Raw genomic sequence first — 21729 nt, 5'->3', positions numbered from 1 at the left:
GGCGAACTGCCCGCCAAGCTCGGATTCCCGAGGCGCTGTCCCCCTTAATCGGGTGGAAGAAGCCTCCAGGCATCTCTGCTACGCTGCGTAGCAGTATCTTGGGGGGTACCGGGGAATGTTGATCAACTCGCTGCGTATGGCCAGCCTCGCGCTGGCTGCTGTTTCTGTGGTTGCCTGCAGTTCCAACAACGGCAGCGAACCGGGGCCTGGCCCCGCCGATCCGCTGGCGCCGATGGTCGAGGCCGGGCCCGACCAGACCCGCAGCGAGGGCGAAACCGTCCAGCTGTCCGGTCAGGCCAGCGATACGGACGGCACGATCAGCCTTCTCGAATGGACGCCTATCGGTCACAGCACGGCGATCCAGGATGCCGACACGCTGACGCCGAGCTTTGTCGCGCCGGGCGTGGATACCGATACGACGCTGCGCTTCCGCCTGACCGCGACCGACGACGACGGTCTCGTCTCCAGCGATGAAGTCCTCATCACGGTGCGCGACACCGGCGCAAATCCCAATGTCGTTCCGACGGTCGATGCGGGCCCGAACCAGACGGTCGGCGAGAATGCGATCGTCAACCTGGCGGGCGTGGCGAGCGATGCGGACGGCGCGCTTGCGTCCATCCTGTGGACTGCGCTGGGCAACAGCATCGAACTGCAGGATGCCGGCACGCTGACGCCGAGCTTCCGCGCCCCGCAGGTCAACGGCGACACGACGTATCGCTTCCGCGTGAGCGTGATCGACGACGCCGGTGCCAGTGCTTCCGACACCGTGGCGATCCTCGTCCGCGACACGCCGGCGAGCCCGAATGCGGTTCCGGTCGCGGTGGCCGGCGTCGACCGCGCCGTCGACGAAGGCGGCCTGGTTTCGCTCGACGGACGCGGCAGCGCCGATCAGGACGGCATCATCATCGATTACCGCTGGACCAATGTTTCCAGCGTGCCGTTCGCGATCCAGAACAACCGCCAGGCGCAGGCTTCGTTCTTCGCGCCGCAGGTGAATGCGGACACGATCGTGACCGTGCGCCTGCAGGTCACCGACAACCAGGGTGCGCAGGCCACCGATGAGGTCAACGTGCTGGTCCGCAACGTCATCGCGAACCAGGTGCCGCTGGCCAACGCCGGCCCGAACCGGACGGTCGGCAGTGGCGACGCGGTCAGCCTGAGCGGCGCCGCTTCCAGCGATCCGGACGGCACCATCGCCAGCTATCAGTGGACGCAGACGGTCGGCGACGCCGTCACGCTGAGCGGCGCGAACACCGCGACGCCGAGCTTCACCGCGCCGACGGTGAGCCAGCTGACGACGCTGACCTTCCGCCTGACGGTGACCGACGACGACGGCGCCGCGGCCAGCGACGATGTGCAGATTTCGGTTCAACCCGATCCGGATCCGGTGGACGACAACGAGGCGCCGAGCGCCGTCGTATCGATCTCGCCGAATCCCGCGTTCGGCGGCGACAGCGTGAGCCTCAGCAGCGCCGGCTCCGCCGACCCCGACGGCGATACGCTGAGCTACCTGTGGAGCGAGGCGGCCGGCTCCGGCTGCGGCCTGGTCTTCTCCAGCACCAGCACGGCCAACACCAGCGTCACCGCGCCGAGCGGCGGCGGCAGCTGCACGGTGTCGCTGCGCGTCAGCGACCCCGATGGCCTGCAGGACACGACCACGGCATCGCTGTACGTGATTCCCGACCTGAGCGTCTTCCTCGGCGCGCTGTGCCAGGGTTCGACGGATCTCGGCGAGTGCGTCGCGCAGGGCGTCAATGCGTTCTGCGACGCGGTCGATCCGAACCGCGAGACGCCGGTCTGCGGCGCGGGCATCCAGGGCGACGGCTTCACCGCGCGGATCCAGTTCGGTAACAGCGATGCGGATCCCAGCGGCAATGGCGTCATCGCGATTCCGGACGCCAGCGGCAACATCACGGTCCGCGTCACGCCTTACGTCTTCAACGAGACCCAGCAGCGCTATGTGGTCGTGCCGGACGGCCAGCGCATCGATCTTGGCGTGTTCTATGCGCGACTCGGCAGCGATCCGGTCGCCGGCCTGCCGCAGCAGCAGGGCACCGTCGCCAACGGCCGTGTGACGTTCACCTACAACGTCAACGATCTGCCGAGCTCGATCGAAGGCAACGGCTACATCTTCCAGGCCTACTACTTCGGGCCGACGCTGAACGAACCGACGCGACAGAGCAGCCACTTCCTGCCGAAGGAGCTGACGCTGGCGACGGCGGATCAGACCGTCATCGGTCTCGCCGATGCGCTGGACGACAACCGCAGCCCGAGCACGGCGTTCGACGGCCATCCGTTCACGCCGGTGTTCATCGCGTCGATCCCGAGCAATCTGATCCAGGGCGACGGCTTCACCGCGCGCATCCAGTTCGGCAACAGCCAGGCCGACCCGGGCAGCAACGGCGTGGTCGCCCTGCCGGATGCCAACGGCAACATCACCGTCCGCGTCACGCCGTATGTTTTCGATGCCGCAACGCGTCGCTACCGGCTGGTGCCCAACGGCCAGCGCGTCGATCTCGGCGTGTTCTATGCGCGCCCCGATGCGGACCCGGTCGCCGGCCTGCCGCAGCAGCAGGGCGTCGTGACCAATGGCCAGGTCGTCTTCACCTACAACATCGCCGATCTGCCGAGTTCGATCGAGGGCAACGGCTATGTCTTCCAGGCCTACTACTTCGGGCCGACGCTGAACGAGCCGACGCGCCAGAGCAGCCATTTCCTGCCGAAGGAGCTCGTGCTCGGCATCGACGACCAGAACGCGATCGGCCTCGCCGACGCGATGGACGACAACCGCAGCCCGACCGCCGCGTTCGACGGCCATCCGTTCACGCCGGTGTTCGTCGCATCGCTGCCGGGCAGCCTGATCCAGGGCGACGGCTTCACCGCGCGCATCGAGTTCGGCAGCAGCAGTGCCGATCCGGCCAGCAACGGCGTCGTCGCGATTCCGGACGCCAACGGCAACATCACGGTCCGCGTCACGCCGTACCTCTACAGCGCGTCGCAGCGGCGCTACATCCCGGTGCCGGACGGCCAGCGGGTGGATCTGGGCGTGTTCTACGCAAGGGTCGATGCCGATCCGGTCGCGGGCCTGCCGCAGAAGCAGGGCACCGTCGCCAATGGCCAGGTGGTCTTCACCTACAACGTCGCGACGCTGCCAAGCTCGCTCGAAGGCAACGGTTACGTCTTCCAGGCGTACTACTTCGGCGCCAGCCAGCAGGAGACAACGCGGCAGAGCAGCCACTTCCTGCCCAAGGAACTGATCCTCGGCATCCCCGACCAGAACGTCATCGGCCTGGCCGATGCGATGGACGACAACCGCAGCCCGACCGATGCCTTCGACGGCCACCCGTTCACGCCGGTGTTCGTCGCCGCGCTGCCGACCAGCCTCGTGCAGGGCGACGGCTTCACCGCACGCATCCAGTTTGGCGGCGGCGTCAGCGATCCGAGCGGCAACGGCGTTGTCGCGATTCCGGACGCCAACGGCAACATCACCGTCCGCGTCACGCCCTACGTCTTCGATACGGCAACCCAGCAGTACGCCGTCGTGCCGGATGGTCAGCGCATCGATCTCGGCGTGTTCTATGCGCGACTCGATGCCGATCCCGTCGCGGCGCTGCCGAAGAAGATCGGCACGGTCAGCAACGGCCAGGTGATCTTCACGTACAACGTCGCGACGCTGCCGAGCTCGCTCGAGGGCAACGGCTACATCTTCCAGGCCTACTACTTCGGCCCGGCGGTGAATGAGCCGACACGCCAGAGCAGCCACTTCCTGCCCAAGGAGCTGGTGCTCGGCCTGCCGGATCAGAACGTCATCGGCCTCGCCGATGCGATCGACGACAACCGCAGCCCGACCGATGCCTTCGACGGCCACCCGTTCACGCCGGTGTTCGTCGCCGCGCTGCCAACCCCGCTGGTGCAGGGCGACGGCTTCACCGCGCGCATCCAGTTCGGCAGCAGCCAGCTCGATCCCAGCAGCAACGGCGTGGTCGTCCTGCCGGATGCCGACGGCAACATCACCGTCCGCGTCACGCCGTATGTCTTCGACACGGCGACGCAGCAGTACGTGCCGGTGCCGGATGGTCAGCGCGTCGACCTCGGTGTGTTCTACGCACGCCTGAATGCCGATCCGGTCGACGGCCTGCCGCAGCAGCAGGGCGTCGTGACCAACGGCCAGGTGATCTTCACGTACAACCTGGCCGATCTGCCCAGCTCGGTCGAAGGCAACGGCTACGTCTTCCAGGCGTACTACTTCGGCGCCAGCCAGCAGGAGACGACGCGGCAGAGCAGCCACTTCCTGCCCAAGGAACTGGCACTGGGCCTGCCGGATCAGAACGTCATCGGCCTCGCCGATGCGATGGACGACAACCGCAGCCCGACCGCCGCCTTCGACGGCCATCCGTTCACGCCGGTGTTCGTTGCCGCGTTGCCGAGCAATCTCGTCCAGGGCGATGGCTTCACCGCGCGCATCGAGTTCGGCGCCAGCCAGGCCGATCCGAGCAGCAACGGACTTGTCGTGCTGCCCGACGCCAACGGCAACATCACGGTCCGCGTGACGCCCTACGTCTTCAACACGACGACGCGGCGCTACGTGCGGGTGCCCAACGGCCAGCGCGTCGACCTCGGCGCGTTCTATCTGCGGCCCGATGCCGACCCCGTCGCCGCGCTGCCGAAGAAGATCGGCACCGTCGCCAACGGCCAGGTCGTGTTCAGCTTCGACGCCGCCGAGCTGCCGAACGCGCTCGAAGGCAACGGCTATATCTTCCAGGCCTACTACTTCGGCGCGAGCCAGCAGGAGACGACCCGCCAGAGCAGCCACTTCCTGCCCAAGGAACTGGTGCTCGCCTTGCCGGTGGCGAACGTCATCGGCCTCGCGGATGCGATGGACGACAACCGCAGTCCGACCGATGCGATCGACGGCCATCCCTACACGCCGGTGTTCATCGCGAAGTTGCCGGTCAATCCGCTGGGCGCCGACGGCTTCACCGCGCAGATCCAGTTCGGCAACAGCCAGACCGATCCGAACGGCAATGGCGTCGTCGTGGTGCCGGACAGCAGCGGCAACATCACCGTGCGCGTCACGCCGTATGTCTTCAACCAGGCGCAGCGACGCTACGTCGTCGTTCCTGACGGCCAGCGCGTCGATCTCGGCGTGTTCTATGCGCGCCTCGACGCCGATCCGGTGGCCGGTTTGCCGCAGCAGCAAGGCGTCGTGACCAACGGCCAGGTCGTCTTCACGTACAACGCGTCGGCACTGCCGAATGCCTTGTTCGGCAATGGTTACGTCTTCCAGGCTTACTACTTCGGCGCGAGCCAGCAGGAGACGACGCGCCAGAGCAGCCACTTCCTGCCCAAGGAACTGCTGCTCAAGGTCTCCGACCAGAACGTCATCGGTCTCGCGGACGCGCTGGACGACAACCGCAGCCCGACTGCCGACGTCGACGGTCATCCGTTCACGCCGATCATCCTGCTGAAGCTTTTCTAGCGCGCGGATTCGCCGGACGAACGAAGGGGCTCGTGTTTCGAGCCCCTTCTTTTTTGGCGGCGCGCGCTAAGCTGGCGGCATGGATTCCCTGATTGCAGCCGCGGCACGCGCGCTCGCCGGCGGCGACTCGCTGGGTGCGCTGAAGCGCGTTGCGCTGCGCAGCGATCCGCCGGCGCTGGCCTTGCGCGGCATTGCGATGGCGCAGCTCGGCGAGCATGCGCGCGCCCGCGAACTGCTGCGCCGCGCGGCCCGCGAGTTCGGGTCCAAGGAAGCGCTCGCACGTGCGCGCTGTGTCGTCGCCGAAGCCGAAGTGGCGCTGGCGATGCGCGATTTCCATGACTCGCCGCGCACGCTGGAGTCCGCGGCGAAGATTCTCGAAGCACGCGCCGACCGCGCCAATGCGCTGCAAGCGCGCCTGATCGCGGTGCGCCGGCTGCTGCTGCTCGGACGCCTCGACGACGCGGCGGCGATGCTGGGCCGGCTCGACGGCCAGAGTCTGCCGCCACCGCTGCGCGTCATCGCCGAGATGGCGGCGGCCGAACTGGATCTGCGCGCCCTGCGCACCGCGGCCGCGCGCGCTGCGCTGCTGCGTGCGCGCAGCGCCGCCGGGCGTGCCGGCGTGCCGGCCTTGCAGGCGGAGGTCGATGAGGCACTGGCCGCAGTCGAGCGACCGGCCGCGCGTCGCGTTCGCGACGGGCAAGAGCAGCTGTTGCGGCTCGACGAAGTCGAAGCGCTGTTTGCGTCCGACACGCTGGTGATCGACGCCTGTCGCCGCGCACTCGGCACCGGCGCGCAATGGCAATCACTGGCACGCCGGCCCGTGCTGTTTGCGCTGGCACGCGCGCTCGCCGAAGCCTGGCCTGCCGACGTCGATCGCAACGAGCTCATTGCGCGGGCATTCCGTGCGCGCCGTCCGAACGAAACGCACCGCGCGCGCCTGCGCGTCGAGATCGGCCGCCTGCGCGCATTGATCGCGCCACTGGCGCGCATCGATGCGAGCGAGCGCGGCTTCGCGCTGCAGCCGCTGCGGAACCGCCCTGTGACCGTGCTGCTGCCGCCGATCGAGGGCGAGCAGGCTTCGCTGCTGGCGATACTTGCCGACGGCATCGCCTGGCCGACATCCGCGCTGGCCTTGGCCTTGGGTGCGAGCCAGCGCACGGTGCAACGCGCCTTGATCGAGTTGGAGTCCGAGAAGCGAGTGCGCTCCATCGGACGCGCGCGTGCGCAGCGCTGGCTGGCGGCACCGCTGACCGGATTCGCGACGAACTTGTTACTCCCTGCTGTTCTGCCAGCCGGGTAGATTGCTTCCACGCCGCCGATGCATCCGATTGTCGGCGCACCGCCAAGGAGCCGGACATGAACAGCACAGCAGTGACGCAGGCCGCGGAGATCGTCCGCGAGTACGGGCCTTTCGAGGGCACGAAGAACATCCACGGGGTGACCCACGATGGCCGGCGTGTGTGGGCAGCCGCCGGCGAACGCCTGCTGGCGATCGATCCGCACAGCGGCGAGATCACCGGCGAGCTCAAGTGCGCCGGCGACGCCGGCACCGCGTTCGACGGCAAGCATCTCTACCAGATCGCCGAGGCGCGCATCGACAAGATCGATCCGGCGACGGGCGAGATCATTGCGTCGATCCCGGCGCCCGGCCACGGCGCCGATTCCGGCATGGCCTGGGCCGAAGGCAGCCTGTGGGTCGGCCAGTACCGCGAGCGCAAGATCCACCAGATCGATCCGCAGACCGGCACGATCCTGCGCAGCATCGAGTCCAATCGCTTCGTCACCGGCGTGACCTGGGTCGACGGCGAGCTGTGGCACGGCACCTGGGAAGCCGAGGAAAGCGACATCCGCCGCATCGATCCGCACAGCGGCGCGGTGCTTGAGCGCCTCGAGATGCCGGCCAGTGTCGGCGTCAGCGGCCTGGAGTCGGATGGCGCCGATCTTTTCTATTGCGGCGGCGGCGGCAGCGGCAAGATCCGCGCGGTGCGCCGCCCGCGTCGGGCGCGGTGATCCGCCATGAGTGAACTCTCCGCGAAACCGATGACCCAGCAAGCGGTTGTGACGCCCGACCAATGGCTCGCCGCGCGCAAGGCACTGCTGCAACGCGAGAAGGCGCTGACGCGCCTGCGCGACGAGCTGGCACACGAACGCCGCGCGCTGCCCTGGGTGCGCATCGACAAGGAGTACGTCTTCGACACCACCGCCGGCCGGCGTTCTCTGGCAGCACTGTTCGAAGGCCGCAGCCAGCTGATCGTGCAGCACTTCATGCTGGGGCCCGGCTGGCAGCAGGGCTGCCCGAGCTGTTCCTTCATGGCCGACCACATCGCCGGCGCGCTGCCGCATCTGCAGCAGCGCGACATCACGCTGCTGGTGGTTTCGCGTGCACCGCTCGCCGAACTGCTGCGCTTCCGCGAGCGCATGGGCTGGACGTTCAACTGGGCGTCATCGCACGGCAACGATTTCAACCGCGACTTCGGCGTGAGCTTCGCGCCGCAGGAGCGCGCCGCCGGCGAGGTCTACTACAACTTCGGCCCGCAGCATTTCCCGCAGGACGAGGCGCCCGGCATCAGCGTGTTCTGCAAGAACGCAGGCGGCGAACTGTTCCACACCTATTCGACCTACGGCCGCGGTGTGGAGTTGATGATGGGGGCCTACGACTTCATCGACCTGACGCCGCGCGGCCGCGACGAGGATGATCTCGAACATCCGATGGCCTGGGTGCGGCACCACGACCGCTACGCGCAGCCGCCGCCCGCGAAGGCGGCGTGCTGCGGCGGCGAGCGCTGAATTCCCGACCAGCGACTCAGGTCATCCGGCGTGGCCGCCGTGGTCCTCCTCAGTCGCTGCAGGTGCTTCGGGTGCAGCGGGCATTGCAGGCGCATCGCTTGCCGCAGGCGCTGCGGTCGCCGGCGTGCGCGAACTGAGGATCTGATATTCCATTTCCGTCAGCGTCGGCAGTTTCTGCAGGAAGGCCACCATCGCCCAGATGCGCTCGTCGTCATGCGACTTGCCGAACGCCGCCATGCCGCTGGCCTTGATGCCGTGCTTGATGATCCAGAACTGCCGCGCGGCACCGGCATCACCGGCGCCATGTGCGTGGCCGTGCGCGTCCTGGCCCATCGCCAGATTCGGCGGCTGCGGATAGAGGCCCTGCGCGAAGTCGGAATCCCCCATGCCGGGCTTCAGATGACAGCCGACGCACATGTCGTTGTAGTCGGCACCGCCGCTCAACAGCATTCGCGGGTCGTCGAGCGGCGGCACTTCGATGCCGACGATCGAGCGCGCGACGGATCGCTCGCGCAAGGTTTCCAGCAGCCAGTACGTCAGCTTGTTGTGCGGCACGTCGGCGCCCATCGGGTACCAGCCCGAATAGAGGAAGCCGACGCCGCCGAGCAGCCCGAGTACCGCCAGAAACAGCAAGGTTTTGATGGTTTTCATGACCGATGTGCTCCTCAGCTACCGTGCTTGGAATGGTCCATCTGCGGCATCGGCGATTCCGCCGCTGGCGCAGATGAAGACTTGCCGTAAGGGTCGCGACGCGCCGGGCGGCCGAAGTTGGGATCGGAGCTGACGCGATAGGCCACCGTGCCCTTCGGATAGCGGTACCAGCCCGGATCACTGTAGTCGCCCGTCGGCTGGTTGTCGCGGACCTTGACGACGGTGAACATGCCGCCCATCTCGATCGGCCCGAACTGACCCTTGCCAGTCATCATCGGCATCGTGTTGGCCGGCCCTTTCATGCCGCCCTCAAGGTGCTCTGCGTGCTCGGACATGCCGTAACGGCCCATCGCCATGTAGCCGGGCAGATGCTTGCGGATCTCCTCGTCGACGCCGCTCTGATCGACGCCCGCGGGGTTCGGAATGGAGTGGCCCATCGCGTTCATCGTGTGATGTGCCATGTGGCAATGGAACGCCCAGTCGCCGGGCTCGATCGCCTCGAACTCGATGTCGCGCATCTGGCCGACGCCGATGATCTCCGTCACCTCACGGCGCCACTGTGCCTGCGGCCAGCGCGCGCCGTCGGAGCCGGTCACCCAGAACGGATTGCTGTGCAAGTGGATCGGGTGATTCCACATCGACAGGTTGCCCATGCGGATGCGGATGCGCTCGCCGGTACGCGCGACGAGATGCTCGGTCGCCGGAAAGACCTTGCTGTTGAAGGTCCACAGATCGAAGTCGGTCATCACCGACGGATCGGGCCGGTAGCGGCCCGGGTGCAGCGCCCAGTTGTGCAGCAGGAAGGCGTAATCGCGATCGACCGCGACCTTTTCCGGCTCGCGCGGATGGATGATGAACAGGCCCATCATGCCGAACGCCATCTGCGTCATCTCGTCGGCATGCGGGTGATACATGTGCGTGCCGTTCTGCTTGAGCGTGTACTCGTAGACGAAGGTTTCGCCCGGCCCGATCGCCGGCTGGTTGAGGCCGGCCACACCATCGAAGCCCGCCGGCAGGTCGATGCCATGCCAGTGGATGCTGGTGCCTTCGTTGAGGCGGTTGGTGACGAAGATCCGCACCCGATCACCTTCCACCGCTTCGATCGTCGGTCCCGGTGTCGTGCCGTTATAGCCCCAGCACTTCGCGCGGGTGCCGGGGGCGAACTCGTGCTCGATCTCCTCCGCCACGAGGTGAAATTCCTTGACGCCGCCTTTCATGGTGTAAGGCAAGGTCCAGCCATTGAGCGTGCGCACCGGCAGATAGCCTTGCGGATGGCGCACCGCCGGCTTGGCGGCCTTGGGCTTTTCCGCGTCCATCGCCATGCCGGACATGTCGTGCCCTTCGTGCTGGGCCTGCGCGGCGCGCGGCATGCCGGCCATGAGGCCGACACCACCCACCGTCAGCGCCTGCAGTAAATCGCGTCGCGTCGTCATCAGTGGCCTCCGTGCGATTCAGGCTGGGTGGGCGCCATCGTGGCGCTCGGCTGCATTTGGGAGTGATCCATACCCTGCATCTCACCTTGCTGCATCTTCGTGTGATCCATGCCCTGCATCTCGCCCTGCGGCGCCTCTGCGCACTTGAGCATCATGGCTTTCATGACCGGATCGTTGGCATCGATCTTTGAATGATCGAGCGCTTGCATGGACGCGCAGTCGGGTGCCGCGTTCTTTGCAGCCGCCTCCTTGGCGTGCAGCGCCGGATCGTGAGCATTGGCGTACTGCACAACGGCGCTCAGCGCGAAAATCGGCAGGATGGAAAAGTAACGAAGCATCTGTGTGTTCATTGGAATGTTCCTTTTTCAGGATGTCGCGATCTGTGACGCGACGATCAGCTTCAGTGGTTGTGTCCGGAGTCCGGCATTGCCGGCATCTGGTGACCCGCGTGCGGGTCACTCATGGGCGCATCGGCCTTCTTGGGCATCTGGTGCATGCTGTGGTCCATCTCCGGCTGCGCCGCCTCCGCACTGTGCATCGAGTGCCCGCTGTGGCCGCCGCCGCCGGCTTTGGGGCGGACGATCTCGCTGGCGTCGAGTGTCGGCTTCGCCGTCTGGTCGCTGCTGGGCAGGCGCCGACCGACAGCGCGCGCCAGTTCGCTGCGGGCAACCCAGTACGCGCGCACGGTGTCGATGTAGCCGGCATAGGCTTCGTACTCCTGCTGTTTGGCAGCCAGCACTTCAAAGATGCCGATCAGCATGTAGTTCTGCTCTTCCTGCATGCGTGCCACGATCGTTTCGCGGTGCGGTACCAGTGCGTCGCGATACTCGTATGCGAGCTGACGCAAAACCTCCAGCTTCGCAGCGCCGCGTGCAACGTCGTTGGAGACATCCAGCACTCGCGCATCAAGTTCGGCTTCGACGTCGTCCAGCGCGGCCTGTGCTGCTGCCACACGGCCACCGCCCCAGTTGAACAGCGGCAGTTCCAGCGCCAGTGTCGGGCCGGCGTTGACCGCACCGTCGAAGTCACGGTCGCGCTCGTAGCCCAGCTCCAGACTGTTGATGAATCGCGTCTTGCGTTCGAGGCCGAAGCGACTGGCGATCGCCTGCGAACGCTGGCGCAGGCTGGCAACGTCGAGGCGGCTGTCGATCGCCAGGCGCTGCAGCGTGGCGACGTCGTCCTCACTGGCTAGCGGTTCGGCGAGTCGCGCATCGAGCGTCCATTGCGACTGCGCCGAGGCGAGCCCCATCAGACGGTTCAAGGCCGCGCGTGCATCGACCGCATCGGCGCGCGCCGACAGCGCCTCAAGCGCTGCCTGGCTGGCGGCCGCCTGTTCCATCGCGAGCTCGCGGGCATTGATGTTGCCCGCATCATAGAAACGCTTCGCAAGGTCTGCCGAAGCACGTTGCGCCTTTGCCGCGGCGGCTCTCATCAGGGCCAGCTGCTCGGTTCCGGCCGCCTCGAACCAGGCTGCCTCGACTTCAGCGGCGAGATCGAGCGTGGCCGCGCCGACCTCCAGCTTGGCGGCCTCGAACTGCGCTTCCGCATAGCGGCTGTTGGCAGGCAGCAACAACAGGTTGAGGAAGTTGACCGCGATGCCGAGCGTCAACTGCGGCATGTTGACGCCTCCGCTGGAGTCGCCGCTCAGGCGCGTCAGCGAGAACGTCGGATTCGCCAGACGCGCAGCGTCATACAGATCCGCTGCCGCAAAGCCCAGCATCGCAGTCTGGCGTCGGAAGTCAGGGTTGTTTAGCAAGGCCAGCTGCACGGCCGCGTCGGCCGAGAGCGGAGCGCTCAAGGTCTGCGTCGTGAAGGCCTTGGCATCGGCATTGTCGGCAACGCTACGGCCGCGCTCGGCCGTCAAGCGGGCAACATCGCCACGTCCCCAATCGTCGGGAACGCTGGCACAACCTGCCAATCCCGTCAGCAGCAGGGACGCAGGCAACATCAAATATCGGGAAACCACCGGACATCTCCCAGAAGAAGCACATGAAAAAGGGCTGCCGTTCCAAACCATCGGAACGGACGGTAGCGCGCAGGAACCCCTGCGCCGCTACGGCTTTCTCAAGACTTCAGTGGGGGACGGATCAGATCCTGGCCATGCCCGGACAGGGTCGATGGCGCTCGCAGCGGCGAGAGGTACGTGTCGGGTCTGGTGAGGGGTCTCGGAAACGCGACTGAGGCAACGGCGGCGGCGGCGGTCGCGCAAGCCGGCATGGTGCAGCTGCCGGACTGACAGCAATCGGCATTGCCCATGACATGCGCGTCGGACAGCTTCGCCGTTTCCATCTGATGGTCGGCATGCGCACCGCAATCGGCCATCGCCATCATCTCGACCGCCGGCTCGCCAGCACTCGCGCAGCGGGCAGCGAACGCCTGCGCGACCGGCTGGAAGCCGATACACAGCGTGAGCAGCACGACGATGTGGGCGAGATAGCGACGCATGAATCTATTAGACGGCAGGGAGGGGCAAAGTTCAATGACTCGGGAGCCGGGCCCTTATGTCGAGCAAGCCCCTGATTTCATGTCAGGTCCGCGGAGGTAATGAACGCGGTTGCTCAGGCCACACGTTGCATCGGAAGCGGCTGGGCGTCCATCGCTGCCTGCCGCTGCGCGACCTGCAGCAGATTGCGCGAGTGGCGACCGTCGTTGGGGAACTGCGCGCTGCCAAGCTGCGGCTGCGGCCTGATCTGGACGTCGCTGCGCACGATCGGCTGACTGCAGACGACGTGCAGCTGTTCGTGCAAACGCTGCGGCAGGTCGGCGCTGTGCTCGCGCTTGCGCAGCACGATGAATTCGTTCTTGCTGAAGCGCGCAAGGATGTCGCTGTCGCGCAGGCGCGGACGTAGGCGCTCGGCGATATCGCGCATCGCGATCTCGACATGTTCGTCGTGGGCTGCGCCGTCGAGCTTCAGCGCGCAGTGGAACAGGTCGAAGCTCTGCCTGGTCTGGTCGCAGTTCTGGATCCAGGCGACGACTTCCTGCTGGAAAGACGCGCGGTTGCGCATCATCGTGCGTTCGTCGTACAGCGCGAGGATGCGCGCACGCTGTTCGAGCTCGGCCTGGCGCTGCTGTTCCTTCTGGCGGGCCTGATAGCGGACATCGAAAGCCGACAGCGCCAGCATGATCAGCGTCGTCGCGCTCGCGATCGTCGCGAGCGGATAGGTCATCCAGCTGCCGCCGAGGCCGCCGATGACACCACAGGTGCTGCCGACCGGAAAGTTCGCCGCGGCCATGCCGGTGTAATGCATGCCAACGACGGCAACGCCCATGATCAGTGCCGCGCCGAGGCGGGCGGCGAGCCAGTAGCGACGCGACACGCGCGGCAGATTGAACAACAGCCACAGCGCCGCGCCCGAGGCGACTACGGCGATGACGGCCGAAGCGCCCACCAGCGACCAGTTCCAATGGATACCCGGCTGGATCTCCATCGCGAACATGCCGATGTAGTGCATCGCACAGATGCCGATGCCCATCAGGAACGCGCCGGCGACGACCGCGCTCGCGCCCATCGCCTGGCGGCTCGAAGCCCACAGCGCGAGCAACGCGACCGCGATGGCGGCGACCAGGGACAGCACGGTCTTGCCGACTGCGTAGCTCAGCTCGAAGGGCAGGCTGAAGGACTGCATGCCGATGAAGTGCATGGTCCAGATGCCGCAGCCCATCATCACCGCACCGAGCACCAGCCAGCGCTTCTCGTGCTCGCGGTTGTCGCGGATGCGCTGGACCATGTCGATTGCCGCATAGGCGGCAAGACAGGCGATCAGATAGGACACCCAGACCAGGGCGCTGTCGTAGGTGCCGCTCAGATAACTCGTGTTCATTGCAGGTCCCGGCATGAGGTTGCTGGCATGGCGCCAGACTGCCGAATCCGTGTGCGAATCCGCAGGCCGTCCTTCAGGCGATTCCCGACGTTCGTCGGCAGCGCTGCGGCAACGCGCCTTCGGTCGCGCCAACCGCGCCGGTTGTCGTCCATGGTTCCTCGCTGCCGTCTTCGGTCATAGGCGCGTCGTCGGCGCTGCCCTTACAGTGCGCCGGTCCCTTTTCCGCCCGATCTCCAACCATGCCCCTCGATGCCGCCGCGCCGCCGGTCGATCACCTTGACGTCCTGATTGTCGGCGCCGGCCTGTCCGGCATCGGCGCGGCCTGCGTGCTGCAGAAGGAATGTCCCGGCAAGACCTACGCGATCCTCGAAGCGCGCGATCGCAGCGGCGGCACCTGGGATCTGTTCCGCTATCCGGGCATCCGTTCGGATTCCGACATGTACACCTTGGGCTATTCGTTCCGGCCCTGGACGGCGGCGAAGGCGATTGCCGACGGCCCGGCGATCCTCGATTACGTGCGGCAGACCGCGAAGGATTACGGCGTCGATGCGAGGATTCGGTACCGCCATCGCGTCGTGCGCGCGAACTGGTCGAGCGCCGATGCACGCTGGACGGTCGAATGCGAGCGCGACGGAGGAATCGTTCGCGTCAGCTGCAACTTCCTCTACATGTGCAGCGGCTACTACAGCTACGAGGCGGGCTACACGCCGAAGTTCGAGGGCAGAGAGAACTTTCGCGGTCGCATCGTCCATCCGCAGCAATGGACCGGGGATGTCGAGTACGCAGACAAGAAGGTCGTCATCATCGGCAGCGGCGCCACTGCCGTGACCCTGGTGCCGACCTTGGCGCAGACCGCCGCGCACGTGACGATGCTGCAACGCTCGCCGACCTATATTTTGTCGCTGCCGGCGCGCGACAAGATCGCCAACGCGCTGCGCCGCATCGCACCGGCACAGCTGGCCTACGCCATCACGCGCTGGAAGAACGTGCTGATGGGCATGTTCTTCTTTCACCTGTGCCGCACGCGGCCGGACTTGGTGAAGAAGATGGTGCGCAAGGGCGTGCGCATCGGTCTCGGGCGCGACGCGAAGATCGACCCGCACTTCACGCCGAGCTACAAACCCTGGGACCAGCGCATGTGCCTGATCCCGGATGGCGACCTGTTCAAGTCGCTGCGCTCGGGCAAGGCCACGATCGTCACCGACCGGATCGAACGCTTCACCGAGAACGGCATCCAGCTGGAGTCGGGCACGCACCTCGACGCGGACCTGATCGTCACCGCGACCGGCCTGCAGCTGCAGCTGCTCGGCGGCGCAGCACTCAGCATCGACGGCGAGCCGGTCGACGCGTCGAAGACACTGAGCTACAAGGGCATGATGTGCAGTGATGTACCGAACCTCGCGTTCGCGATCGGCTACACCAATGCGTCATGGACGCTGAAGTGCGACCTGACCAGCCTGTACGTGTGCCGCCTGCTCAAGCACATGGACCAGCACGGCTACCGCCAGTGCATGCCGCGCAATCTCGACCCGGACATGGCGGAACTGCCGCTGATCGATTTCTCCTCCGGCTACGTCCAGCGCGCGATCGATCAGCTGCCCAAGCAGGGCGCCCGCACGCCTTGGCGCCTGCATCAGAGCTACGTGAAGGACCTGCTGTTGCTGAAGTACAGGTCGGTGGCCGACGAGGGCATGCAGTTCTCCAAAGTCTAGGCGAGCGCCTCGACGACCAGCATCCGCGCGACCTTGTCCTGCAGGGTCTGCGGCGCTTCCAGCTTGAGCCGCTGCAGCGCCGGGCGCGCGGACGCCGGAATCTGCCCCGCCCTGAAGCTCAGCAGCTCCAGCATCAGCTTCCACTTCGGCGTCTGCGTCGCGCGCTTCTGCACCTGCTTGAGCGCTGCACCGAGACGAAGGTCTTCCGCACTGAAGTCGCAACCCAGCGGAAAGGCCGGGAAGCGGCTGTTCGTGCGCAGCTGTGCAAACGTCGCCTCGATCCGTTCCAGCCGGTTGTTGCGGCGATGCTCGGGAAGCCGGTAGTCGGCGGCGATCTTGCCGGCACGGCGCGCCTGCTCGATCAGCTCACCCTGGAACCTCGAGTCGGCGATCTCGATCAGCGCCTGTGCGACTTCGCCATCGGTCTTCGAGCGCAGATCGGCAATGCCGTATTCGGTGATGACGATGTCGCGCAGGTGGCGCGGGATCGTCGTATGGCCGTAACTGAAGGCGATGTTGCTGCTGCCGCTGCCATCGCCCTTTTCGCGCGCGGCACGGACCAGCAGGATCGAGCGGGCACGCGGCAGTTCGTGCGCCATCGCGACGAAATTGTATTGACCGCCGACACCGGAAACGACCTGCAGGTTGTCGAGTCCGTCCGAGCACACGGCGCCGGACAAGGTCGCGATCATGCCGGTGTTGATGTAGCGCGCTTCGCGGCGCTGCGCACGATACAGGCGCGGCTGGGCATCGAGCTGGTTGGTCTTGTCGACGCCCGTCATGCAGATGGCGTCGCGCTGCGCGTCCGGCATGTCGTGCAGTGCACGATAGAACGCCGCCGGGCCGACGAAGAAGCCGGCATGCAGGAAGATGCCGTGGCGCAGCGCGGCACCGAGGCAGCGTGCCAGTACCTTGCGCACGGCCGGGTCGCCGAGGTTCGCGACGACGCGCTCGCCGTCCGGCACCATGATGTGGCCGTCGGCATAGCGGGTCGCGTCGTTGAACAGGCCGTGGCGCTGCAACCGGCGGAAGTCGCTTTCGCGCAGCATGCCGACGCCGAGTTCGGCGAGGCCGTCGAGCACTTCGGGCTTCAGCGCCTGCGGCAGGCAACGATGTTCGTCAACGAGGCGCTGCAGGGCCCAATGATCGTAGACGCGCCGCTTGAGAATGCCGTCTTCGATCAGCGCGATGAAGCCGTCGACGAACATTTCCGTCGCGCTGTAGAGGCCCTCGTTGAAAACACCCAGCCCGCCGTAGCCATCGATCAGCTTTGCGTGATGCTGCGCGCCCAGCGCGTCCGCCGCCGCACGATAGCCGGCGTTGTCCTTGTGGCGCAGCTGCAGTGAGTGGACCAGCGCATCGCCGAGTGCGCCGATGCCGACCTGCAGCGTACCGCCGTCGCGGATCAAGGTGCTGGCGTGCAGGCCGATCGCGTAGTCCGCAGCACCGACCGCTTGCTTGGGCATCGGGAACAGTGTGCTCGCGGTGCCCGGCGTGTCGACGATGAGGTCGAAGAAGCCGGCATCGACCTCGGCATCGTTCGCCATGTACGGCAGGTTCTGGTTGACGACGCCGATGACGAGGTGCGGCCGTCCGCTCGCGCGCATCAGTGCCACGAGTTCCGGCGACGTGTCCGGATTGCAGGACAGGCTGTAACGACCGTCGCGACGGCACACGAGCTGCGCGGAAACGTTGCAGCCCTGCTCGAACACATCGCGCGCCGCGTGCGTGTAGTTGCTGCTGACGTAGTTCCGCTGCGCGGCGGGATTGCCGATCATCGAACCCGGACGGAAGTAGAACTCGCTGATCTCGATGTTCGGCGGCAGCTGCTTCTTCGCAAGCGCCGCCGCGTAGTCGAGATCCGGCACGCCGGCGAACACGCGGTCGACGAAAGGCTTGAGGTAGTTCTGTTCGAGCGCGCTGGAACCGCGCGGCTTTTCCAGTGTCAGCGCCGTCAGGATGCGCAGATGCAGACTGGGATCGGCGGCGACCCGCCGGTACAGCGCGTTGACCAGCTCGACCGGCTTGCCGAGCCCGAGCGGCAGGCCCAGCACGATGCGCTTGCCGACCGTTGCGATGATGCGATCGACGGCGGCATCCAGTTCCTCCACCGCTTTCTGGCTCATGCTGCGCTCCTGGTGCTGCGTGCGATCTGCGCTGCGAGGCTGCGGGTCAGCTCCAGCAGGCTGCGAATATGCGGGACGCTGCGGTCGGCGTCGCGGAAGATCAGCGACAACCGCGCCTTGGGCGTCGGCTTCTGGATCGCACGATAACTCACGCCGTCGCTATGTACCTGCTGCATCGAGGCCGGCACGATCGAGACGCCCATGCCGGCCGCGACCAGGTTGACGATCGAAGTCACCTGCGAGGTTTCCTGCACGATGCGCGGCGAGAATCCTGCATTCCGGCAGGCGCTGATGATCTCGTCGTGCAGGCCGGCACCGACGGTGCGCGGGAACAGCACGAAGGGTTCGATCGACAGCGCCATCAGCGGTACGCGAGTGCGCCTGGTCAGCGGGTGACCGGACGGCAGGGCGATGACCAGATCCTCGTCGAGCAGCGCTTCGACGCACAGGCCCTGTTCGTCGCCAAGCAGCGGACGCACGAAGGCAACGTCGATCGCCTGCGCGCGCACGGCGGCGGCGAGGTCTGGCGTCGTGCCTTCCTCCAGACTCAGCGCGACGTTCGGCGACTGGCGGCGGAACTCGCGGATCAGGCGCGGGATCAGCGGATGGAACGGCGCCGAGTTGATCATGCCGACGCGCACCCGGCCGACCTCGCCGCGCGAGACGCGGCGTGCCCGCTCGGTCGCCAAATCGACATCGCGCAGGATGCGCCGCGCGTCCTCGACGAAGGCGGCGCCGGCGTCGGTCAGCGCGACGCCGCGCGGCAGCCGCTTGAAGATCGGCATGCCCAGTTCACGTTCCAGGCCCTGAATTTGCTGCGACAGCGGCGGCTGGCCGATGCCGAGCTGTTTCGCGGCGCGGGTGAAGTGGCGGGCATCGGCAACGGCAACGCAGTAACGCAGATGGCGGAGTTCCATGATCCATATTCAAAGCAGATCGCAGGCAATGCTTTCATATATTGGACGTATCGCGATACAGCGGTCTACATTGGCAGCAGATCAGCGCGGCCTGTCCAGGGTCGTGCGCGGCCATGTCAGGAGCACGCTGTGAACGAAACGACGACCCCGGGCCACGACCACGACCCGGAAGAGACCCGCGAATGGCTCGACGCGCTGCAGGCGGTGCTCGACAACGTCGGCCCCGAGCGCGCGCATCATCTGCTGGAGACCCTGACGGAAAAAGCCCGCCGCAGCGGCGCCTTCATCCCGTTCTCGGCGAACACCGCCTACATCAACACGATTCCGCCGCATCTGGAGCAGCGCTCGCCCGGCGACCATGCGCTGGAATGGCGGATCCGCTCGATCATCCGCTGGAACGCGATGGCGATGGTCGTCAACGCCAACCGCGATCATTCCGGCATCGGCGGCCATATCGCGAGCTTCGCCTCGGCGGCGACGCTGTATGACGTCGGCTTCAATCATTTCTGGAAAGGCCCCGAGCATCCGGATGGCGCCGATCTGGTCTACATCCAGGGCCATTGCACCCCCGGCATCTACGCCCGCGCGTTTCTCGAAGGCCGCCTGACCGAGGCGCAGCTGCAGCGCTTCCGCATGGAGGCGCTCAAGCCCGGCCTGTCGAGCTATCCGCATCCCTGGCTGATGCCGGACTTCTGGCAGATGGCGACCGTGTCGATGGGTCTAGGTCCGATCATGGCGATCTATCAGGCGCGCCTGATGAAGTACCTGGAGAACCGCGGCATCAAGGAAGCGACCGGCCGCAAGGTCTGGTGCTTCTGCGGCGACGGCGAAATGGACGAGCCGGAATCGCTCGGTGCGATCGACATCGCGGCGCGCGAGAAGCTCGACAACCTGGTGTTCGTCGTCAACTGCAACCTGCAGCGCCTCGACGGTCCGGTGCGCGGCAACGGCAAGATCATCCAGGAACTCGAAGGCGCGTTCCGCGGTGCCGGCTGGAATGTGCTGAAGGTGATCTGGGGCGGCGCCTGGGATTCGCTGATCGCGCAGGACAGTTCCGGCAAGCTGCTGCAGGCGATGAACGAAACCGTCGACGGCGAGTACCAGAACTACAAGGCCAAGGGCGGCAAATACACACGCGAACATTTCTTCGGCAAGTATCCGGAGCTCGAACGCCTGGTCAGCACGATGTCGGACGAGGACATCGCCAAGCTCAACCGCGGCGGCCACGACCCGCACAAGATCTACGCCGCCTATGCCGCCGCCAGCGAACACACGGGCTCGCCGACGGTGATCCTCGCCAAGACCGTCAAGGGTTATGGCATGGGCGAGGCCGGCGAAGGCCAGAACATCACGCACTCGCAGAAGAAGATGGGCGAGGAGGAGCTGAAGGCCTTCCGCGACCGTTTCGGCTTGCCGATCTCCGACGACCAGATCGCCAACCTGCCGTTCTACCGGCCGGCGGAGGACTCGCCGGAGATCCAGTATCTGAAGGCGCGTCGCGAAGCGCTCGGCGGCTCGCTGCCGGCGCGCAAGCCGAGCAAGACGCCGCTGCAGATTCCGGAACTCACGCTGTTCGACAAGATCCTCGCCGGCAGCGGCGAGCGCGAGATCAGCACGACGATGGCGTTCGTGCAGATGCTGCAGACGCTGTGCCGCGACAAGAACATCGGCAAGCGCGTCGTGCCGATCGTGCCGGACGAGGCGCGCACCTTCGGCATGGAAGGCATGTTCCGCTCGCTCGGCATCTATTCGATCGTCGGCCAGAAGTACAACCCCGAGGACGCCGAGCAGCTCGCGTTCTACAAGGAAGACATCAAGGGCCAGGTGCTCGAGGAAGGCATCACCGAAGCCGGCGCGATGTCGTCGTGGATCGCCGCAGCGACGAGCTACGCGAACCATGGCGAGGCGCTGCTGCCGTTCTACATCTTCTATTCGATGTTCGGCTTCCAGCGCATCGCCGACCTGTGCTGGGCCGCCGGCGACATGCGCGCGCGCGGCTTCCTGCTCGGCGCGACCGCCGGCCGCACGACGCTCAACGGCGAAGGTCTGCAGCACGAGGACGGCCACTCGCACATCTACAGCGCGACGATCCCGAACTGCCGCAGCTACGATCCTGCGTACAGCTATGAACTCGCGGTGATCATGCAGCACGGCATGAAGGAGATGTACGTCGATCAGAATGACGTCTACTACTACCTGTCGCTGTACAACGAGAACTATCAGCAGCCAGCGATGCCGCCCGGCGTCGAGAGCGGCATCATCAAGGGCATGTACCTGCTGCGCTCGGAGGACAAGCCGGCGAAGGCACATGTGCAGCTGCTCGGCAGTGGCTCGATCCTGCGCGAGGTCATCGCCGCCGCCGACCTGCTCAAGGAAGAGTGGGGCGTTACCAGCGATGTCTGGAGCGTGCCGAGCTTCACCGAACTGGCGCGCGACGGCCGTGACGTCGAGCGCTGGAACCTGTTGCATCCGCAGAGCAAGCCGCGCAAGTCCTATGTCGAGGAATGCCTCGGCGGCATGACCGGCCCGGCGATCGCATCGAGCGACTGGGTCCGCGCCTACCCCGACCAGATTCGTCCCTACGTGCCGATGCAATTCCACGTGCTCGGCACCGAAGGCTTCGGCCGCTCCGACAACCGCCCGGCGCTGCGCGACTTCTTCGAGATCGACCGCCGCTGGATCGTCGTCAAGGCGCTCAAGGCGCTCGCCGAGCAGAAACTGGTCAGCGCCGAGAAGGTCGATCAGGCGATCAAGATCTACGGCATCAAGCCGAACCGCCCCGCACCCTGGACCGTATAAG

Annotated in this window: 14 protein-coding genes; 6 read left to right on the top strand and 8 right to left on the bottom strand. The window is 66.3% G+C overall.

Annotated elements, in window-relative coordinates; genetic code table 11:
- Positions 1-115 precede the first annotated feature (115 nt).
- From AC3WUF_RS01145 to AC3WUF_RS01130, 4 genes are all read left to right on the top strand, one after another.
- Positions 116-5479, top strand: coding sequence for a PKD domain-containing protein (locus AC3WUF_RS01145; RefSeq protein WP_492421566.1), 5364 nt, complete (start codon positions 116-118; stop codon positions 5477-5479).
- 79 nt (positions 5480-5558) lie between these two features.
- Positions 5559-6779: a helix-turn-helix domain-containing protein gene (locus AC3WUF_RS01140; RefSeq protein WP_492421564.1), complete on the top strand. Its 1221-nt coding sequence runs from the start codon at positions 5559-5561 to the stop codon at positions 6777-6779.
- 56 nt (positions 6780-6835) lie between these two features.
- On the top strand, positions 6836-7489 hold the full coding sequence (locus AC3WUF_RS01135) for a Vgb family protein (protein ID WP_492421562.1): 654 nt from the start codon (positions 6836-6838) through the stop codon (positions 7487-7489).
- A gap of 6 nt (positions 7490-7495) precedes the next feature.
- Positions 7496-8266: a DUF899 domain-containing protein gene (locus tag AC3WUF_RS01130; RefSeq protein ID WP_492421560.1), complete on the top strand. Its 771-nt coding sequence runs from the start codon at positions 7496-7498 to the stop codon at positions 8264-8266.
- Between the two features lie 21 nt (positions 8267-8287).
- Here the strand turns inward: AC3WUF_RS01130 and AC3WUF_RS01125 are convergent, their stop codons facing one another.
- From AC3WUF_RS01125 to AC3WUF_RS01100, 6 genes are all read right to left on the bottom strand, one after another.
- Entirely contained in the window at positions 8288-8917 is a 630-nt protein-coding gene (locus AC3WUF_RS01125) for a c-type cytochrome (RefSeq protein ID WP_492421558.1), read from the bottom strand.
- A 14-nt stretch (positions 8918-8931) separates the two neighbouring features.
- Positions 8932-10239 (bottom strand): multicopper oxidase family protein, encoded by a 1308-nt coding sequence (locus AC3WUF_RS01120; RefSeq protein WP_492423519.1) that lies wholly within the window; start codon positions 10237-10239, stop codon positions 8932-8934.
- A gap of 110 nt (positions 10240-10349) precedes the next feature.
- Complete coding sequence (locus tag AC3WUF_RS01115; protein ID WP_492421556.1) at positions 10350-10700, bottom strand: hypothetical protein; 351 nt, start codon at positions 10698-10700, stop codon at positions 10350-10352.
- Positions 10701-10750: 50 nt separating this feature from the next.
- On the bottom strand, positions 10751-12214 hold the full coding sequence (locus AC3WUF_RS01110) for a TolC family protein (RefSeq protein WP_492421554.1): 1464 nt from the start codon (positions 12212-12214) through the stop codon (positions 10751-10753).
- A gap of 200 nt (positions 12215-12414) precedes the next feature.
- Positions 12415-12795 carry a hypothetical protein gene (locus AC3WUF_RS01105; RefSeq protein WP_492421552.1) on the bottom strand — a complete coding sequence of 127 codons (381 nt, stop codon included), beginning with the start codon at positions 12793-12795 and terminating at the stop codon, positions 12415-12417.
- Positions 12796-12908: 113 nt separating this feature from the next.
- The gene (locus tag AC3WUF_RS01100; protein ID WP_492421550.1) at positions 12909-14174 is read right to left on the bottom strand and encodes an MHYT domain-containing protein; all 1266 of its coding nucleotides are present in this window, start codon (positions 14172-14174) and stop codon (positions 12909-12911) included.
- Between the two features lie 239 nt (positions 14175-14413).
- Here AC3WUF_RS01100 and AC3WUF_RS01095 point away from each other — a divergent pair, with 239 nt between their 5' ends.
- Complete coding sequence (locus AC3WUF_RS01095) at positions 14414-15886, top strand: flavin-containing monooxygenase (protein ID WP_492421548.1); 1473 nt, start codon at positions 14414-14416, stop codon at positions 15884-15886.
- Here the strand turns inward: AC3WUF_RS01095 and AC3WUF_RS01090 are convergent.
- Positions 15883-18012 (bottom strand): acetyl-CoA hydrolase/transferase C-terminal domain-containing protein, encoded by a 2130-nt coding sequence (locus AC3WUF_RS01090; RefSeq protein WP_492421546.1) that lies wholly within the window; start codon positions 18010-18012, stop codon positions 15883-15885. The two genes, AC3WUF_RS01095 and AC3WUF_RS01090, sit on opposite strands and share 4 nt — an antisense overlap.
- Positions 18009-18929, bottom strand: coding sequence for a LysR family transcriptional regulator (locus AC3WUF_RS01085; RefSeq protein WP_492421544.1), 921 nt, complete (start codon positions 18927-18929; stop codon positions 18009-18011). Before AC3WUF_RS01085 ends, AC3WUF_RS01090 begins: the two co-directional genes overlap by 4 nt.
- Positions 18930-19058: 129 nt before the next feature.
- On the opposite strand from AC3WUF_RS01085, the gene aceE reads away from it, so the two are divergent.
- The gene (aceE, locus tag AC3WUF_RS01080) at positions 19059-21728 is read left to right on the top strand and encodes a pyruvate dehydrogenase (acetyl-transferring), homodimeric type (RefSeq protein ID WP_492421542.1); all 2670 of its coding nucleotides are present in this window, start codon (positions 19059-19061) and stop codon (positions 21726-21728) included.
- The last annotated feature ends 1 nt before the right edge of the window (position 21729 follow it).

The sequence above is a fragment of the Fontimonas sp. FW305-C-3 genome (assembly GCF_058783185.1).
Note: the sequence above shows the minus strand (reverse complement) of the source record. Positions and strands in the feature narration are given on the sequence as shown.

Excerpts from the sequence above, each read along its gene's own strand:
- AC3WUF_RS01115 (WP_492421556.1), bottom strand. The coding sequence starts at position 10,700 with ATGAACACACAGATGCTTCGTTACTTTTCCATCCTGCCGATTTTCGCG.
- AC3WUF_RS01125 (WP_492421558.1), bottom strand. The coding sequence starts at position 8,917 with ATGAAAACCATCAAAACCTTGCTGTTTCTGGCGGTACTCGGGCTGCTC.
- AC3WUF_RS01090 (WP_492421546.1), bottom strand. The coding sequence starts at position 18,012 with ATGAGCCAGAAAGCGGTGGAGGAACTGGATGCCGCCGTCGATCGCATC.
- AC3WUF_RS01135 (WP_492421562.1), top strand. The coding sequence starts at position 6,836 with ATGAACAGCACAGCAGTGACGCAGGCCGCGGAGATCGTCCGCGAGTAC.
- AC3WUF_RS01095 (WP_492421548.1), top strand. The coding sequence starts at position 14,414 with ATGCCCCTCGATGCCGCCGCGCCGCCGGTCGATCACCTTGACGTCCTG.
- AC3WUF_RS01100 (WP_492421550.1), bottom strand. The coding sequence starts at position 14,174 with ATGAACACGAGTTATCTGAGCGGCACCTACGACAGCGCCCTGGTCTGG.
- AC3WUF_RS01105 (WP_492421552.1), bottom strand. The coding sequence starts at position 12,795 with ATGCGTCGCTATCTCGCCCACATCGTCGTGCTGCTCACGCTGTGTATC.
- AC3WUF_RS01130 (WP_492421560.1), top strand. The coding sequence starts at position 7,496 with ATGAGTGAACTCTCCGCGAAACCGATGACCCAGCAAGCGGTTGTGACG.
- AC3WUF_RS01145 (WP_492421566.1), top strand. The coding sequence starts at position 116 with ATGTTGATCAACTCGCTGCGTATGGCCAGCCTCGCGCTGGCTGCTGTT.
- AC3WUF_RS01085 (WP_492421544.1), bottom strand. The coding sequence starts at position 18,929 with ATGGAACTCCGCCATCTGCGTTACTGCGTTGCCGTTGCCGATGCCCGC.
- AC3WUF_RS01120 (WP_492423519.1), bottom strand. The coding sequence starts at position 10,239 with ATGGCGATGGACGCGGAAAAGCCCAAGGCCGCCAAGCCGGCGGTGCGC.
- AC3WUF_RS01140 (WP_492421564.1), top strand. The coding sequence starts at position 5,559 with ATGGATTCCCTGATTGCAGCCGCGGCACGCGCGCTCGCCGGCGGCGAC.